General features: G+C 44.5%; 13 protein-coding genes. 2 read left to right on the top strand and 11 right to left on the bottom strand.

Annotated features, from left to right (window positions below; translation table 11 throughout):
- Positions 1-79: 79 nt before the first annotated feature.
- Together ACTQWB_RS03800 and ACTQWB_RS03795 are read right to left on the bottom strand one after the other, a co-directional pair.
- Positions 80-1753 carry a glycoside hydrolase family 43 protein gene (locus ACTQWB_RS03800; RefSeq protein ID WP_441500438.1) on the bottom strand — a complete coding sequence of 558 codons (1674 nt, stop codon included), beginning with the start codon at positions 1751-1753 and terminating at the stop codon, positions 80-82.
- A gap of 283 nt (positions 1754-2036) precedes the next feature.
- Complete coding sequence (locus tag ACTQWB_RS03795; RefSeq protein ID WP_441500633.1) at positions 2037-2129, bottom strand: putative holin-like toxin; 93 nt, start codon at positions 2127-2129, stop codon at positions 2037-2039.
- Positions 2130-2253: 124 nt separating this feature from the next.
- Between ACTQWB_RS03795 and ACTQWB_RS03790 the strand changes: the two genes are divergently transcribed.
- Together ACTQWB_RS03790 and ACTQWB_RS03785 are read left to right on the top strand one after the other, a co-directional pair.
- Entirely contained in the window at positions 2254-2742 is a 489-nt protein-coding gene (locus ACTQWB_RS03790) for a hypothetical protein (protein ID WP_441500437.1), read from the top strand.
- A gap of 110 nt (positions 2743-2852) precedes the next feature.
- Positions 2853-4553: a carbon starvation CstA family protein gene (locus ACTQWB_RS03785; protein WP_441500436.1), complete on the top strand. Its 1701-nt coding sequence runs from the start codon at positions 2853-2855 to the stop codon at positions 4551-4553.
- A 100-nt stretch (positions 4554-4653) separates the two neighbouring features.
- On the opposite strand, the gene ACTQWB_RS03780 is transcribed toward ACTQWB_RS03785, so the two are convergent.
- The 9 genes from ACTQWB_RS03780 to ACTQWB_RS03740 form a co-directional block, all read right to left on the bottom strand.
- Positions 4654-5952, bottom strand: a complete 1299-nt coding sequence (locus tag ACTQWB_RS03780) for an MGH1-like glycoside hydrolase domain-containing protein (RefSeq protein WP_441500435.1) — start codon at positions 5950-5952, stop codon at positions 4654-4656.
- 4 nt (positions 5953-5956) lie between these two features.
- The gene (locus ACTQWB_RS03775; RefSeq protein WP_441500434.1) at positions 5957-6784 is read right to left on the bottom strand and encodes a carbohydrate ABC transporter permease; all 828 of its coding nucleotides are present in this window, start codon (positions 6782-6784) and stop codon (positions 5957-5959) included.
- A 14-nt stretch (positions 6785-6798) separates the two neighbouring features.
- Positions 6799-7677: a carbohydrate ABC transporter permease gene (locus tag ACTQWB_RS03770; RefSeq protein ID WP_441500433.1), complete on the bottom strand. Its 879-nt coding sequence runs from the start codon at positions 7675-7677 to the stop codon at positions 6799-6801.
- 136 nt (positions 7678-7813) lie between these two features.
- Positions 7814-9118 carry an ABC transporter substrate-binding protein gene (locus tag ACTQWB_RS03765; RefSeq protein ID WP_441500432.1) on the bottom strand — a complete coding sequence of 435 codons (1305 nt, stop codon included), beginning with the start codon at positions 9116-9118 and terminating at the stop codon, positions 7814-7816.
- A 331-nt stretch (positions 9119-9449) separates the two neighbouring features.
- The gene (locus ACTQWB_RS03760) at positions 9450-10523 is read right to left on the bottom strand and encodes a response regulator transcription factor (RefSeq protein ID WP_441500431.1); all 1074 of its coding nucleotides are present in this window, start codon (positions 10521-10523) and stop codon (positions 9450-9452) included.
- Positions 10524-10575: 52 nt separating this feature from the next.
- Positions 10576-12309: a sensor histidine kinase gene (locus ACTQWB_RS03755; RefSeq protein ID WP_441500430.1), complete on the bottom strand. Its 1734-nt coding sequence runs from the start codon at positions 12307-12309 to the stop codon at positions 10576-10578.
- 121 nt (positions 12310-12430) lie between these two features.
- Positions 12431-15100: a family 78 glycoside hydrolase catalytic domain gene (locus ACTQWB_RS03750; protein ID WP_441500429.1), complete on the bottom strand. Its 2670-nt coding sequence runs from the start codon at positions 15098-15100 to the stop codon at positions 12431-12433.
- A gap of 144 nt (positions 15101-15244) precedes the next feature.
- Positions 15245-16045, bottom strand: a complete 801-nt coding sequence (locus tag ACTQWB_RS03745; RefSeq protein ID WP_441500428.1) for a 3-keto-5-aminohexanoate cleavage protein — start codon at positions 16043-16045, stop codon at positions 15245-15247.
- A 32-nt stretch (positions 16046-16077) separates the two neighbouring features.
- Positions 16078-17559: a four-carbon acid sugar kinase family protein gene (locus ACTQWB_RS03740; protein ID WP_441500427.1), complete on the bottom strand. Its 1482-nt coding sequence runs from the start codon at positions 17557-17559 to the stop codon at positions 16078-16080.
- Positions 17560-17587 lie beyond the last annotated feature (28 nt).

Genomic DNA, 17587 nt, shown 5'->3' with positions numbered 1-17587 from the left:
CATAGGTTCTGCAATGCTACTTTATTATGAAAATGTTAGAATTTATTAGTAAAAATTATTCCTGATCAATACAGCCTTTTTAATACAGCTTCATTTCAAAATAATCAAAATCCGCATACCGTCTCAACCCTGTCATATCATGGCAATACATTCCGAAATGTGCCCCAGTGAAACCATCACTCTGCTCATCTGTAAGGATTTTGGTCGGCAGTTCTGCCAGTTCTTTATACTCTTTTCCATCCAGAGAGTAGAAAAACTTCGCATACAGACCTTCCTGGGTTGTCACAACCCGCAGGAACAATGGTGTTTCTTCTGGAATAGAAATTTCCGGAATCACGTCTGTGACGTCAAAATGATCGCTTTTTATCAGGCGAAGCTTGGCCGGACTTTTCAGATCCAGAGTCTGATTTCCAAACTCTTCGTCTCTGGTTTTTACCAGGAGATAGAAATTACCGGTATCATACATGTAGGCAAGACCTGCCATCTGCTCCCGGCAGGTCGGGGTGAATTCAACACATGTTTCCACCTGTACATGACGCTCCATCTGTCGTCTTGCCACCAGGCTTACGTTATAACAGGAGTTCAGGGATTCCTGTCCGTAGAGGCGCAGGTAGCCTGGGCGCTCTGTCAGACTTGTGTAGCTGTCATAAGGCTGACGCAGGGAGGTATAACGTACATCCAGATATTCCGATGTAACAATTTCATTTCGTTCTATCTTCTCCCACAAAGCACTGTCATGTTCCACGCAGCTTCTTTGAACCTCGGATGAAAGAGTAGCAATATCAAAATCATCTCTTCCGTAGTCTTTTCCCGCTTCCTCAGGGAAAATACATTCTGCAAGTCCCACAGGCTCTTCCGTTTCCCACTGTCCGAAGTTACCACCGCAGGCCATTCTCAGCCAGCCCTCTTCGTTCCATACCATTTTCTGGATTGCAGTTTCACGGCCTAATACACACTGCCTGCTGCCTTTCGGCGGTCTGCTGCAAAGATGAACCATATACCACTCGCCATTCTGGGTGCACACAATATCTGCATGTCCACAACGCTGCAGCTCATCTGGATTCTCCATATCTGAAGTCAGCACCGGGTTCCCCGGATCTTCCTCATAAGGTCCCCAGATGGATTTCGCACGGGCCATTGTCACCATATGATCATAACCGGTTCCGCCTTCTGCCATTAGCAGATAATAATATTCTCCAATATGATAAATATGCGGTCCCTCTGTATAGCCTCTTCCTGTTCCCGGAAAAACATTTTTCGCTTCTCCTACCAGACATTCCTGTGCCGGATCATACTCCTGCACCAGAATTCCCTTGAAATTATTGATCATATTTACAATGTACATTTTCCCATCTGTGTCATGGAAAACAGAGGGATCAAAACCTGAACTGTTCAGATAAACCGGCTCAGACCAGCCACCACGGATATCTTTCGATTTCACCAGATAGTTATGTGTATTAAAAAGTCCGCCTGTGCGGGTCTTCACATCTGTATAGATCAGCCAGAAATACTCTCCGTCCCAGGAGATATCCGGTGCCCAGACACCGCAGGAATCTCCTTCTCCCACCATGTTCAGCTGACTCATTCTGTTCAGCGGAGATGGAAGCTGCTCGTAATGTTTCAAGTCTTTTGAATGGTAAATTTTCACTCCCGGCCACCACTCAAAGCTGGAATTTGCAATATAATAATCATCCCCTACACGGATAATGCTTGGATCCGGACAAAAGCCCGGAAGGATGGGATTATGGATCATTTTCGGTTTCCTCCTTGTGTTGATTTTCCAATGCTTTCATTGCTATATATTTTACCATAGTTTCCATCTGCTGTAATCCATTTTATAAAATCATTGATATTTATTCTGCTACGCATGTTGCTGTTCAAAGCCAGCCATTTTGACAATTTTACTTGCCACCAGATGTCAGATGTGCTATATTTAATTAAAGAAAGGGAAGCCAACGACACACGGCCTACCTTCCGACAATGAATACTTAAATGCTTTTCAGCATCAGCCGTTCACTATTGGGAGTAGTGGGCGGCTATTTTCTTTTCCCAAAGATCGTATAGCACAATCCTATGAGAGCTACAATGAAGATACCTATCTGGATCAAATCCGAATATGTGTGAGAAATTTCATATACCAGTTGGTTTTTACAGCTTAATGTGTTATTATGTTAAAGTGTCAGGCTTAATGAGAAAACTTCTCTATACCTAAGCCCTGACGAAACGTAACGGATTAGGGAGTACATAGAACAAATGAACAGAGAAGAAGTATTTGAGAAAGCATTGCGCTCATATTCTGCCTATTATGACATTAACAGGGAGACACCTGAAGCGCCATTTCAAGCGGAAGCCGCTTTTCATTCCCATAGTGACGCCTATTTTCTGGTAAAAAGTGCCACCCTGGGGGAAGCAGAGTCTCACGAATACGTTTTTTTTGCGTCATCTGAAAATCTGGATGCATCTCTTTTGGCAGATCTGGATCATGCCGCCTGGGAGAAAGGGATTTCCCGTGTAAAGCCACATGCTAATCACCGCAACACCGACGTCACGTTGATCGTGATCGCTGATTCCGTTACAGAAGAAGCCGGAAAGCTGGCGCGGGCTCTCAAGCATTACAAGAGTTACCGCATGAGTCTCCAGGGCTTCAGTCATTACCACCTGATTGTTGTAGATCTTTCCTCAGGGAAAACCTTCTGTAACCGGCAAGGGCGCTCTCTAAGAAAAATCTTTAACAAACTATGATGCCAAGGGTTCCAAAGTCAAAAAGCTGTTCGTGCTTGCACGATAAAGCTTTTGACCTTGGAACCCTAACATCCATATTAAACTCCCACTGGGAAAGGAGAGAAACAAAAATGACAGCTATATTGATCATTCTGGCTGCGATCGTACTGCTCCTGATCGGTTATGTAGGCTATGGCTCATGGCTTGCAAAGCAATGGGGCATCGATCCGAAGAAGCCAACACCAGCCCATGAAATGGAAGACGGTGTTGACTATGTGGCAGCCAAACCAGCAGTTCTGATGGGACATCATTTTTCCTCTATCGCAGGTGCAGGTCCTATCAACGGACCAATCCAGGCCGCAGTGTTTGGATGGGTTCCGGTATTCCTCTGGTGTATCATCGGAGGTATTTTCTTCGGAGGTCTTCAGGACTTTGGTTCCCTGTTTGCTTCCATTCGTCACAAAGGTAAATCCGTAGGTGAGATCATCCGTGATTCCATGGGCCGCAGAGCCCAGAAGCTTTTCACCATCTTCGCACTTCTGGTGCTGATCCTGGTTATCGCTTCCTTCGTAAATGTTGTTGCCGGTACCTTCATGAGCGAAAGTGGTTTCGGAGTGGATGCCGCTCCAACCGGAAACCAGACCACAGCCATGATTTCCCTGTTGTTTATCGTACTCGCTGTTATCTACGGATACATCACCAACCGTCTTGGCGTTGGCACTCTGCCAGCAACCATCGGCGGCATCATCGGAATCGTTGCCATCGTGATTCTTGGTCTGAATTTCGGTTTCGTAATGACACGTATCCAGTGGATCGTATTTATTGGAATTTATATCGCAGTTGCTTCCCTGGTTCCAGTCTGGATCCTTCTGCAGCCTCGTGATTATCTTTCCAGCTTCCTTCTCTACGGAATGATGATCCTGGCTCTTCTTGGAATCTTCGTCTGTGGCTTCACAGGACGCGCTACCTTCAATATTCCGGCATTTACCAGCTGGAACACTTCCATCGGAAGCCTGTTCCCGGCATTGTTTATCACAGTTGCATGCGGTGCATGTTCCGGTTTCCACAGTCTGATTGCGACTGGTACTTCTTCCAAGCAGCTTGATAATGAAAAAAATGCTAAACCAATTGCCTATGGCTCCATGCTGATCGAATCTGCACTTGGCATCGTTGCTCTGATTGCAGTCGGTATGGTATTTGACAAGTACACAGGCGGCGCATTTGGTGGGCCTCCGGCAGCATTTGCGGCAGGTATCGCAACCATGTTCTCTGATGAGGGATCTGGTGCTTACAACACCATTTACGCACTGCTTACCCTGGCAGTATCTGTATTTGCTTTAACTTCCCTGGATACAGGAACCCGTCTTGGACGTTTCCTGTTCTCTGAGCTTTTCCTTAAAGAAGATGAAAAGACCTGGAAGGATGCCACAGGCGTTCGCAAAGTGTTGGCTCATCCCCTTGTTGGAACTTCTCTTCTGGTTATCATCGGATGTATCCTTGGCGGTCTTTCCTTAAGCCAGATCTGGGGACTGTTTGGTGCAGCCAACCAGCTTCTTGCAGGTATTGCACTTATGGCAGTATGCGCATGGCTTGGTCAGGCAGGCAAGAACAACAAAATGTTCTATGTTCCCATGGTATTCATGCTTGCAGCTACCCTGTGCAGTCTTCTGATCACCGTGAAAAACAAGATCGTTATGATCGGTGCAGGACAGGCTCTGTGGGGCGACTGGTTCCAGTTATTCTTTGCAGCTGCAATGGCTATCCTGGCACTGTTCCTGGTAGCTGAAGGCGTACAGACCTTTAAGAAACAGAAAGCTTTGAAGAAAGCCTGAGTATAAAACCAATTCTAAATTTACCTGACAAAAAACCCTTACTGGTTCTACTTCAAAAACCAGTAAGGGTTTTATTTCACTTAGCGCACAGCGCAATTTCTCACTTTTTCACTTCCGCACACAGCTCCGGCAGACACATAGGTTTCTTCCCTTCCAGCTCATCTGCCATATTCAGTGCCAGCACATTCCAGTTAATAAATCCACCGTTCATAACCGGCTCTCCATTAAATGGATTGTAGTATTCATGAAGGCTTCCTGTTTTCTCCAGGTCCTCTCCCAGAAGACGCATAGTGCGTTTGTACATGATTTCCGCCTCCATGCGGTATCCGTAATTCAAAAGTCCGCGGAATACCACATAGTTTGCAACCAGCCAGATCGGGCCAAGCCAGTTGGATGGGTTATTGGTAACAGACAGGTCAAACATTTTTTCATCCTTTGAAAGCGTGGTCAGACCGAAGTCAGAACCAAAGGTATCCGGATCAAAAATATGTTTCACCATATCTGCCGCCTGCTCTTTGGTAGCAATTCCTGCATACATTGGAATAAAGCCAGACCATACACGAACCTTGATCGGCAGTGTCTTCCAGAAAACCCCAAGTCCCTGGTGGAACCAGTCATATTTTCTGGTCTTAACGTCCACATCAACAGAATAGAAGAAGTGGTCACGTTTATCCCAGCATTCCTGCTGGATTGCACTGATCAGCGCGCCCCGCTTTTCAAGAAGCTTCTTAACCGCTTCCTCTTTTCCAAACTGTCTGTATAATTTGGCGCCAGCTTCCAGTTCTACACACATGAAGCTGTTCAGATAGATATTTGCAGTAGAAAATGGCGGACGGCCAAAAGTCGCCGGATCATTGTCCATACCGATCATAATGTCATCAGCCCATACATACAGTCCAGTGTTTTCATGGAAGTAATAATGATCATAGCAGTCAAAATATTTCGCCACGCCGGGAAGAAACTCCTCGGTCCAGGCGTAATCACCAATATAATCACTGATCAGGCACATCTGGCTGCAAAGGAAAGGCTTATGCATATTCATGATCTTGCCTTCCTTGTGCCGCATATTCAGATAGGGCTCCGGCCATTCAGCCACCTCGATCATCATAGGGATGTAACCATCCTCCAGCTGATGATCAAAGAAGTTACGGATATTTCCCTGTGCATGCTCTATAATTCTTGGCTTCACTGACGGATCCTCATAGGAATCCGCCAGATTTAAGAAGCCATATACGGACCAGTAAGTATCCCAGTCCCATACATTTCCATCATAAATAGAACCCGGATCAATAAATGGGTAACGGATAAAGCTTCGCGGATTCTTAAGCACATCCTCCGTGTGAGACATTACAAATTTTTTCAGATTCTGTCTGTACTGCTCTGTCCTTTTGTCTTCCATAATATCAACCCTTTACAGCTCCAGCTGTCATACCTTCCATCAGTTTCTTATTCAGTGCCATATAAAGGATCAGAAGTGGGAATACACTCATGGATACGGATGCAAAGATCGCGCCCCAGTTCTTGGATCCAAACTCATCAGAGAAGTACAGAAGTCCTGTCTGCACAGTCTTCAGTGCAGAATCGCTGATGAATGTCATGGAAAACAGAAGATCGTTCCATTTGAAGAAGAACTGAAGAACCAGTACGGTTACAATAGAGTTCTTCATAAGGGGTGTTACTATGTGCCACATCAGTCTGTAAATACCGCATCCGTCAATAACTGCTGCTTCCATAATGTCATCCGGGAAGGAACGAAGATAGCCCTGAACCAGATAAATTGACAAGGAAAGACCAAATGCTATGTAGGTAATGATCAGACAGGTTCTGGTATTCAGAAGATTTGATCTGGAATAAATCTGGAACAGCGGGATCAATGCGATCGCAACCGGGATCATGATACCGAAACGGAAATACTGTGCAACTGCATTTCTGAATTTCCATTTCATCTTGGTTACTGCGAAACCAACTGTTACAGAGAAGAACACGATAAATACCAGTGCCACCAGTGTGGTGATCAAGCTGTTCTTAAAGAATGTGGACATGTGACCTCTGGTCCATGCATCAGCGTAGTTCTGTACATAGAAACCATCATTTAATGCATATGCCGGTTTCTCACTCCACTCTGCCTGTTTCTTAAAGGATGCTGTCAACATCCAGAATAACGGATAAATCTCAACCATGCAAAGAAGGAAAATTACAATTCCTCGTAAAGCTGCTTTTACTTTTTTCATAATATTTCCTCCTTTCAGTCTTTTACATCAAATTTGTTGATTACAAGAGAACCAATTACACAGATCAGGAAGATTACGATGGCGATAACGCTGGCGTAACCAACCTTATTGTAGGTAAACGCAACATCATACATGTACATAGACAGTGATTTTGTCGCACTTCCTGGACCACCCTTTGTAAGAGCCATAGCAGACTCGAACATCTTTACAGTTCCGGAGAAACTGAATACAAGGCTGGTGATTACCATTGGACGAAGCAGTGGAAGAAGGATGTTCTTAAATAACTGCCATCCGCCACAGCCGTCGATTCTGGCTGCTTCCAGGATATCATCGGAGATATCAAGGAGTGCACCATAAAAAATTACAGAATAGAAGCCCATGGCTACCCAGATATCCATTACGCACAATGCCCACAGAGCTGTGCTGGACTGACCAATCCATGGCTGAACAAGGTTTGTGAAACCAAGTGAATCCAGTAAAGAGTTTAACAGACCGTAGTTTGGCTGGATCTCATAGATCTTCGCAAACAGCTGGCCAACTGCAACTGTAGGAAGTACTACCGGGAAGAAAACCAGTGTTCTTACGATGGTTTTGCATCTCTTCAGCCAGAATTTAAACATCAGGGAAAGAAGAAGCCCCATTCCTACCTGACCGATGGTTACTACCAGTACATATTTACAGTTTACGGTTAATGCGTTCAAAAAGTTCTTATCCTTGAAAAGTCTTGCATAGTTGTCAAGGCCTGCAAATTCCCACTGAAGTCCCGGGCTGCCGCTGAAGAATGAGTAATACAGTGACCAGATAACCGGTACCATTACAATAATGGTATAAATAATCAGTGCCGGAACTACGAAAAGGGATATCGCTTTCTTATTACCTAATACCTTGTTCATAAAATTCCTTCCTTTCTTTCTGTGTCTAAATAAATATTGATGCTGCCTTTAAATGGATTTTCCCCATAGAAAAGGGAGTGTCTGCTGGCAAACACTCCCATGTAAAGTTCAAAGCTTATATTGCCAAGGCTGTGTCTTACTGCATGTTATATACATCCTGGATGGACTGCATATATTCTTCGCCGGTCATTTCGCCATTCAGCAGAGGCTGTACATTTTCCTGTGCAGTCTTGGAGATTTCGCTAGGCATTTTTGCTTCCCACCAAGCAAATCCCTCTGTGGATTTGTCAATCTCATCAAGAACCAGTTTGGTGTAGTTGTCCATATCATCAGCAGCTACATCATAGGTGTAACCTTTAACTGTTCCCTGCTCTTCCATTGCTACGTTACCAATGTTCTCCATGAAGTATTTCAGGAACCAAGCGGTACCTTCATCATATTTGTCATTGTCAAGTGCAAGGATGTTACCACAGTTCATAGAATAAGAAGTAGCGGAGCTGATGGACTCATCTTCGATCGGAATGTTGAAGAATCCAATTCCGTCCTCGCCTGCCGGGTTCTGGGAATCATCTGTCAGGTTCTGTGTGAACCAGGAACCATTGTAGAAGATAGCTGCTTTACCGCTCATCAGCATGGATCCTGCTGTGTTCATATCTACAGTTGTGATACCTTCTCCGAAGTATCCTTTTTCTGCCCACTCTGCAAGTTTGTCAGCTGCTGCAACAAGTTTCTCATCTGTATAATCAACTTCGCCGTTAGCTGCTTTTGTCATGATGTCGTTTCCTGCTGTTCTTACTGCGTAAGCGTTGATCAGACGGGTTGCACCCCATTTGTCAGATCCACCTGTTGTAAGAGGCTGGATACCAGCATCGGAAAGTTTCTGAAGAACATCTTCGAATTCTGCCCATGTAGTAGGAACTTCGCAGCCTGCCTGCTCGAACAGAGCTTTGTTGTACCAGAAGCCCTCTACGTTCAGTCCAAGTGGAAGATCATAAAGATCATCTGTTCCGGATAATCCTTTCAGAAGCTCAACAGCACCACTGTTCAGATAATCAGCTGTTCCGATTTCATCAACTGCTTCTGTGATATTTTTAACCTTTCCGGAATCGATCAGTACGCTAAGTGGAGCACCAGCTTCATAAGCGAACAGGTCTGGAAGGTCATTGGATGCTGCAAGTGTAGCGATTTTCTGCTGAAGGTTATCAGAAGCAACCATCTCATAGTCCCATGTGAAGTTCGGGTTTACATCTTTCTGATAGTCTTCGCAGATCTTATTGATCAGCGCACCGTTATCGGAATCCTCTGCCCAGATGGTAAGGATCTTAACGTTCTTCTCAAGCTGCGGATCATCGCCTGAATAATCTGCTGCGAATGTTGGAACTGCGAACATGGTGCTTGCTGTGATTGCTGCCATTAAGAGAGCTAAAGTTTTCTTTTTCATTGTAAAAACCTCCGATTTTTCAATTTTTGAGTTTGTGTTCGGAATCTTCTAAGATTCCCTCTGTTACTTTTCAGCCAATTTACTTTTCGGTCATGTTTGTTTCTTTTTTATCCCCGGGAAATATCTTATGGTTATATAATACCATTGTTCATTTTTTTTACCAGTGCCTATTTTTTTTGGTAATGTGCAGATTTTTTAGACTGTTTTGTATTAAAAAATTATGTTTTCAAAAGCTGTTTGTTATATGTTTTATACATTTAGGTAATTTTACACAAGATTATAATATGTTTTTTGCACAATATTCTATTTGAGCAAAACTATCGCATCAAAGCTAATTCTCCGCCTTCCACACATTCCCCTTGTACTCATTCGGTGTCATGCCTTCATGCTTCTTGAAAATATCGCAAAAATACCGGTAATTATTATAGCCAACCATCTCGCTGACCTCATTGACCTTATAGCCGTCCTGAAGCAGCTTCTTCGCTTTCTTGATCCTCAGATCCGTGAGATATTTCACATAGGAAGTACCCACCTCTGTTTTAAAAAGGACACTCAGATATGCCGTGCTCATGCCTACCCGGTCTGCCAGCTCACTAAGCCCGATATCCTGGTTATAATGTTCATCCAGATAAGTAAGCAGTTCCAGGATCACACGGTGCTTGCTGCCAGTCTGGTCTGCTGTAAGATGCTTGCCAATATCAGAAAGCACACTTTCTCCATATGCCTGCACTTCTTCAATGCTCTGGCATTTTTCCATTTCCTGGAAGGATACCAGGGAGCCGCGCTCTACCTGTTTCTGACTCTCGATCAATACATCGCTGAGTACACAGAGATGTTTATAAAATTCCCTGCGGAAATCCTGCATTTCCGGATAAAGTTCTTTCAGGCAACGGATTGCCTCTCTGGAATATTCACGGAAGGCTCCTGCGTCACAGCCTGTGATGCTTTTAATGCCTCCTTCAAAAATCTTTTCCAGTTCCTGGAATTTCTCCCGGTTCGCCTGTGCCTTGCGATTGTCTTCGTGGCGGTTTTTTGCCCATTCCTCTTCAATTCTGGAAAGAGCATTTTTCAGCTTTTCGGCAGTTACAGGCTTATCAATATAGTCTTTTACTCCAAGGGTCAGAGCCCGCTGCGCATAAACAAATTCAGAATAGCCGCTGATTACCACAAAACAAGTCTCCGGGCATTCCTCCTTTGCGGCTTCAATTACAGACAGTCCGTCCAGTCCTGGAATACGGATGTCCGTAATTACCACGTCCGGTTTCTCATTCCGTATCACCTCTAGCCCCTGGATTCCGTCATAGGCAGCACCTATCACTTCATAATCCAGCTTCAGCCGGGAAATTAAAGCCTTGATTCCCTGCACAACTATATATTCATCATCAATTACTACCAAGCGATACATGAAAATCCCTCCTGTATCTCTAAAACATTTTTGAAAAAGCTTTCTGCATATTTTACCTCACTGGCACCACAATCGTCACCTTTGTCCCTTCTCCCGGACTGCTTTCAAAGGTCACTCCGTATTTTTCACCATAATTCAGCTTAATACGCTCAATTACGTTCTTCACTCCATATCCTTTTTCCAATCTGGACATATCATCGATTCCCACACCATCATCCTCAATGGTAAAGATCATATTGTTCTGTTCCTGCCAGCCACGCAGAGAAATCTTACCTTTTCCGATTTTCGGCTCCAGGCCATGATACATGGCATTTTCGATAAATGGCTGGAAAATAAAGGTGATGGTCTCCCGCGGGAGGATTTCACGGCTGATATCTACAAATAACTCAAAACGGTTATTATAACGCATATTCTGCAGCTTCATATACCCCTGCATCCATTTCACAGAATCCGCAACTGTAATGTATTTGCTTCCATTATTCAGTGCCAGCTTGAAATTGTCTGAAAGCGCCTCCACCATTTCCGCCATCTGGTCATCCCCGTGCATGATTGCCACAAAATACAGGGAATCCAGAGTGTTATAAAGGAAATGAGGATTGATCTGGGACTGTAAAAGCAAAAGCTCTGCCTCACGCTCATTCAGCTTCACCGCCATCAGATGCTCGGAAAGTTCCAGGTTTGTATTAACCATCTCTTTAAATTTCTGTCCGATCCGGCCAACCTCACTGTAATCAAACTCTTCTGTAATATGACGCTCTCCCTCTCCGACCTTGGCAATGGTATTTTCCAGCTGCTTCAGCGGATGACTGATTGTTCTGGAAATGATCCTTGCCATGATAAAACCAACGAGCAGTACACAGCCTGCCACCCAGAAGGAAGTGAGGCGGACATTTTTGCTTTCTTCGCTGATCTCGTCTTTCTCTACTACGTTCACTATTTTCCAGCCTGTAGTCCCATTATTAACAGAAGAAAATAGATACGCCCGATTCTTTTCCGGATTGGAAAATGCCTCCATGATCGCATTTTCCTGTTCCTCATTTCCAACAAAATAAACCAGCTGGTCAGCCTCATTCACCACCATAAAATTACTGGAATCAAAGCTCTCGTTTCCCATGACAAAAGATTGGCCAAGCAGCTTCTGACTAAGTCCAATGATCATATATCCCATTCCCTTTCCATCGGATGGATTGATCATATATTTCGCATAGGAAAATCCGGTTTTGGTACCTGCGCTCAGAATACTGTCTCTGAAAAACACCTCTTTTCCTCTTGCTGCCTGAGCCTGTTTTACCCAGTCCTCTTCAAGGATATCTTTGTCTTCATAATAATTATAAAAATCATAGGTGCCTTCATTTACATTATTTAACTGGAAAACATGACCATAAAGATCTGTAAACACAATATAATTTACCCAGACCTGCTGGCTCGCCATCTCATTTGCGATCTTACGCAAATTCACACGGTCAGTGGAAGAGAATTTACTTCCACCATATTCATCTCCCTTTTCCAGTATCTGTTGAAGAGCTTCGTCATTCAGGAAATTACGTCCCACATCCACGATATTTTTCAGATTCATGTCCATAACACGACTGGAATTCTTAAGCGTGGACTGGTAGGATGCCCGGTAGTTCTGTTCGATGGCTTCTATAGAAGTTTTGTATACAATATTCATCAAAACTCCCACACCCAAAAGGGTGATGAGAAACATGGAAAGAAAAATCTGATTCTGAATACTCAGCTGCCTCCATGCTTTCTGTATTCCCGAAACCTGTTTCTTTTTTTCCATATTTCCATCACCCTCTCGTATTTTAAGGCGTATTAAAGAATACGCTCACAACGTAAATTCATTTGCCTTCGCTCTGGCGCAGCAAACCCAATCTGCCTTTCAGTAAAATTGGCAGAAATTTTTATTGTTCAAATACAATACGATAAATACCGCTTCCAGCTTCCGCAGCCATATAATCGGCTTCCTGGGTAAAGGTAAGTCCGTCGCTCTCTTTCACCAGTTTCGCTTCATCCAGACGGATCTGGGCCGTTGTATTTACCGGAATATGAACCGTCAGCACGATCTGTTTTCCCTGGACTTCCCATTTTACACCAACATTGCCATAAATGCTATGGTAATTTCCGACAGTATATTCCAGGTTACCACCGATTCTCGGATAAAGGATCGCATGCTTAAAGCCTGGCTGATCCGGGTCAGCTTCAATTCCTGCCATTGCGCGGTACATCCACTCACCGATCGCACCGTATGCATAATGGTTAAAGGAGTTCATATCTGCGCTCCACATGCTTCCATCATCCTTCAGTCCATCCCAGTGCTCCCAGATGGTTGTGGCACCTTTTTTCACCTGATACAGCCAGGATGGGAAATCCTCTTTCAGAAGCAGGTCATAGGCCTCTTTCAGGCTGTGATTCTGGCTGAGTGCATGGCAGAAATACGGGGTTCCCACAAATCCGGTAACCAGATGGCCATTCTCTTTATCCAGAAGTTTTTTCAGACCTTCTACTGTCTTTTCAATATATTTCTCAGGTGTCAGCTGGAAATACAGAGCCACAATATGGGCAGTCTGTGTCTGGGCTGTCATATTTCCATCCTCATCAAAGAAGGTTTTCTGGAATTTATCTACGATCTTATTGTAAAGTGCTTCATACTCTGCTGCCACATCCTCTTTTCCAAGTGCACGGGCCATTCTTACAAAAAGTCCAGTGGAATATGCATAGTATGCAGTACAGGTCAGGTCGTTTGGAGTGGCGCCGAAATAGCTGCCTTCCTCTGCGTCAAGTGCAACCCAGTCACCAAACTGCAGCTTGTAATTCCAGATATAATCCACAGCATGTGCACGCATGAAATCAATCCAGCCTTTCATGCTGTTGTACTGCTTTTTCAGAATATCCTTGTCGCCGTACATCAGGTACATGGTCCATGGGTTGATGATCGCTGCATCTGCCCAGGCTGCTGCGGAATGAGGTCCCTGGCTGAGAAGCCAGTTGCCATCTGTGCGTCCTTCCTCAATGTTCGGGATAACATGGGGCACACCGCCCTCCAGTGTCTGGTCAACCTCCAGGTCGCGGAGCCATTTCTTATAGAATGTATAGGTATTCATCAGGTAAGTAGCTGTGCGGCAGAAAATCTGCGCATCGCCAGTCCAGCCCAGACGCTCGTCACGCTGCGGGCAGTCTGTAGGCACATCCAGGAAGTTGCTCTTAAGTCCCCACAGGAAATTGTGATGAAGCTGATTCAACAACGGATTGGAGCACTCCAGGCTTCCGTTTGACGCCATATCGGAATGCAGTGTACATGCCGTAAAGTTCTCTGCTTTCGGTTCACCTGGATAGGAAACGATCAGTGCATACTGGAAGCCCATATAGGTAAAGGTAGGATGCCAGGTCACGGTTTCTTCTTTTGCAAACGTATATTTCATGGTTGCCTTGGCTGCACGGAGGTTATCCAGATAAACATTTCCGTCTTTGTCCAGAACCTCGAAGCAGTGGAGCTCGATCACATCCCCTGGCTTTCCTGTTGCAGTTACTTCAATACGGCCTGCCATATTCTGGGCAAAATCAATTACTGTATCTCCTGCTGGTGTTTTGAAGATTCGCTTTGCAGGAATGCGGTCCATTACATGTACCTTGGCGCCATACTGCGCACGCATAACCTGAGTGTCAAAAAATACTAACTGTACCGGTTTCCAGTCCCCTTTTGGAATCTCAGCCTTAGACCAGTCCGGAATTTCCAGAGCCGCATCATAAGTTTCACCATCATAAATTTCGGCAAACACGACTGGTGAATCACAGCCCTTCCAGGAGGGATCTGTACAGATGGATTCTGTAGTTCCGTCGGTATAACGAACCAGGATTTCCATGGTAAAAGCAGTCTGGTCGCCATAGTTATTGCGTGCCTTTGTCAGTCCCATTACGCCCTTGTACCAGCCTGGAGCCAACATTGCACCTGCACCGTTGACACCTTTTTGCAGATACTCTGTTACATCGTAGGTCTGATAAAGAAGATGTCTTCTGTAGGAGGTCCATCCAGGAGTCATCTCATCCTCGCCTACTTTTCTTCCATTCAGATAGAACTGATACAGACCAAGAGCAGTTGTAAATGCGTAAGCTTCTTTTACTTCTTTTTTGATTTCAAAGGTTCCTCTTACATAGGTTCCCTTGGAAACGCTTTTGTAGGAATCATCTGTTTCTGTAGATACGAAAGGTGCTTTCCACGCAGGTGCGCCTTCTTCCCATTCACCATGTTCCCCTGCAAGTGCAGTTACGAAGGAAGCTGTCTCACTCCAGTCCGTTTCTTCCTCACCGTCACTTACCTTTGCGCGGACAAAATAACGTCTGCCGCTTTCAAGAGCTGCACCTTCCACATAAACATGTGCAGATTCCTCTGATTCAGTTTTGCCGCTGTCATAAATCAGTTCCGCAAAAGCAGGATCCTTGGCGATCTGAAGTTCGTAGAATTTCTGTTTTACATTTCTCTTATCACTTGTAAGCTCCCAGGCAAACTGGGGCATATGGGAAACGCCCACCGGGGCAGTTTCATAATCCATGTAGATGTTCTTAATTGCCAGCATTTATTTTCCCGATCCTTTCTCGTAACTATCTCATATCTATCTTGCGTTATATTTTGCCGAATACTTATCTAAACGGAAATTTCGGCGTAGCAGACATTTCCATGAATGAAAGTCAATTGCTCCGCGCCAAAATTTTTTCATGTATCAGCGCTTTCTCAGCTTCAGCATCTGTCTTGCTTCATCCGGGGTTGCAGGTTCCAGACCCATAGCGCGGATCAGATTTACCAGTTTCTCCACAACCTGCCAGTTATACTGGGCTTCAACTCCATCAGAAAGATAAGCACTGTCTTCAAAGCCAACACGCACTACTGTTGCACCCATGGCAATTGCAGCAGCCAGGAAGGTCCAATTGTCACGTCCGAAATGAGTAACACCCCAAAGGGAATCTGATGGGACAAAAGAACGGAAAGCTGCCAGCATTTCCGGGGTTGGCTGCATACCGCCTTTATGTCCGAATACCAGGTTAAACAGCATCGGATCTGCAAATGGCTGCTCTCCTCTTACGATCTGCATATTATGGATCATTCCAATGTCAAATACTTCTGTTTCCGGAAGGATTCCTCTTTTATAAACTGCATCTGCACAATAACGGATATCATCAAAGGAATTGATGTATACGGCTTCTCCAAGGTTTGTGCTGCCACCATTCAGGGAGGCACTTTCTACCTTTGGATAATCCAGGGGATTGCAGCGGTCCTGGATATTCATGTCAGAAACACCACCTGTAGATGCCTGGACTACCACATCGGTACGTTTCAGGATCTCATCAAAACATTCAGACATATAAGTAATATCTGGAGTCAGGCTGCCATCTGGTTTTCTGCAATGAAGATGGCACATGGCTGCACCAAGCTTCACGCTCTTCTCTACATCTTCTGCAAGTTTTACTGCATCTACACTGGTTCCCGCCTGTACCGGAGCCAGGGATATGATTACTTTTCGCATTTTATAAACCTCCCATTGCGTTGCTATTTAATTCAAATCAACTCTTCTACAATTTCTTTCAACGTAGCAACTTCCCCCACGTTTCCAGGGAAAATAATATAAGGCATTCCCGGGAATTTGCTTTCTTCCCCTGTCATCCACACCGGGATTCCTTTTTTCACCTGCCCCATAACACGGGCCTTCTTCACGCGAAGCGCCTTGGTTCCTACATCTGAGGATGTGATTCCGCCCTTGGCAATAATGAATTTGGGTTTCACAGAAAGCTTTCCAATAATACTTGTCACTGCATTGGAAATCTTTACGGAAATCTGCAGTTTTTCTTCCGGAGTCATATTCTCCGGGGCAAGAAGCTGTCTGCTTGTATAAATTACAACGGTTCTGCCAGACAGAATTTTTTCCTCTGCCGCTTTTACCGTTCTCTCTACCTCTTTTTCCAGTCCGTTTTCCTCAAATACGGTATTTACCTGGAATTCCATAAAATCAGCCTGTCCTTCAAGCTCCTTCAGACAGTTCAGCTGATCTGTGGTTTTCTTCACATGGGAACCGATCAGCACGATTCCCCCATTCTTGGTATCCCCCTCTAACTGCGTTCTTCCAAGAAGAGGCTGGTCAGACACACGGCCCATTACTTTTGTGAAAGCAGCTGCAGTTCTTGCCATATAATGTTTTCCCGCTTTCATGGCAAGGACAAGTGCTGCGCAGAATACTTTCAGATCTGCATAAGAAACTGCATTTACTATAATCTTCGCCATATTCTGCGCAGACATAAGCTTCGTCTTGATTCCCTGTACGTCCAATGCGTTTAATTCTTCCAGGGAAATAGAAATGCAGTCCTCTTTATGGTACTTTCCTTCCGTTTTTTCTTCCACATATTCTGTAAGATCAGATGATTTATAACCAAAGGTCTTGTCCTTGGCAAACTCTGTCATCCCGGCTGGAATCAGCTTGTCCTGCTCTTTTACATAATGGATGTTATCCATTGTATAACGGCCGCCTTCCGGGAAAAACGGGCAAAGAATTTCGCCATCTATCTCTAAGGTCACAGGATTTCTATCGCCTATATTTGTACAATTATTCTTATCTTTCCCAGTCTCCTCGTTCTGCATCAATGTCTCTGCAAGCATTCTGGTTTCCAGTGGATAATGGCCTCTTAAAGTGGAATCGCCACGGGAAATGATCATAAAATCCTGTCCCAGTTCATCCGCTACTTTCTTCACCCTTTTTGCAATATCCTGGTGGACTCTGGTAGTTTCCTCCACGGAAAAGCTGCGGGAATTGGTAAGGATAAAGAACATTGATTCTTTTTCCTGAAATCCCTTGCGGATGGATTCTTCCTCCCAGTCTGTATAAACGGACACATCATGAACAGTCTGTACACCAGTGGGATCGTCATCCAGTACCACCAGTTTTTTATGGAAACCTTCCATCGCCTGGGCAAGAAGATCTTCAGCTTTGCTCTCATCCGTTTTGGTTCTTTCTTCTATGGTTGTAAAAGGAATGATCTTATATTCCATATTTATAAATTCTCCATTCTGAATCTTT

The sequence above is a fragment of the Blautia sp. HCP3S3_H10_2 genome, from assembly GCF_052122375.1.
GTDB lineage: Bacteria > Bacillota > Clostridia > Lachnospirales > Lachnospiraceae > Blautia_A.
This window is presented reverse-complemented; position numbering and strand designations above follow the sequence as displayed.

Coding starts and splice junctions, on each gene's coding strand:
- ACTQWB_RS03770 (WP_441500433.1), bottom strand. CDS start 7,677: ATGAACAAGGTATTAGGTAATAAGAAAGCGATATCCCTTTTCGTAGTT.
- ACTQWB_RS03755 (WP_441500430.1), bottom strand. CDS start 12,309: ATGGAAAAAAAGAAACAGGTTTCGGGAATACAGAAAGCATGGAGGCAG.
- ACTQWB_RS03785 (WP_441500436.1), top strand. CDS start 2,853: ATGACAGCTATATTGATCATTCTGGCTGCGATCGTACTGCTCCTGATC.
- ACTQWB_RS03790 (WP_441500437.1), top strand. CDS start 2,254: ATGAACAGAGAAGAAGTATTTGAGAAAGCATTGCGCTCATATTCTGCC.
- ACTQWB_RS03750 (WP_441500429.1), bottom strand. CDS start 15,100: ATGCTGGCAATTAAGAACATCTACATGGATTATGAAACTGCCCCGGTG.
- ACTQWB_RS03745 (WP_441500428.1), bottom strand. CDS start 16,045: ATGCGAAAAGTAATCATATCCCTGGCTCCGGTACAGGCGGGAACCAGT.
- ACTQWB_RS03765 (WP_441500432.1), bottom strand. CDS start 9,118: ATGAAAAAGAAAACTTTAGCTCTCTTAATGGCAGCAATCACAGCAAGC.
- ACTQWB_RS03775 (WP_441500434.1), bottom strand. CDS start 6,784: ATGAAAAAAGTAAAAGCAGCTTTACGAGGAATTGTAATTTTCCTTCTT.
- ACTQWB_RS03800 (WP_441500438.1), bottom strand. CDS start 1,753: ATGATCCATAATCCCATCCTTCCGGGCTTTTGTCCGGATCCAAGCATT.
- ACTQWB_RS03760 (WP_441500431.1), bottom strand. CDS start 10,523: ATGTATCGCTTGGTAGTAATTGATGATGAATATATAGTTGTGCAGGGA.
- ACTQWB_RS03740 (WP_441500427.1), bottom strand. CDS start 17,559: ATGGAATATAAGATCATTCCTTTTACAACCATAGAAGAAAGAACCAAA.
- ACTQWB_RS03780 (WP_441500435.1), bottom strand. CDS start 5,952: ATGGAAGACAAAAGGACAGAGCAGTACAGACAGAATCTGAAAAAATTT.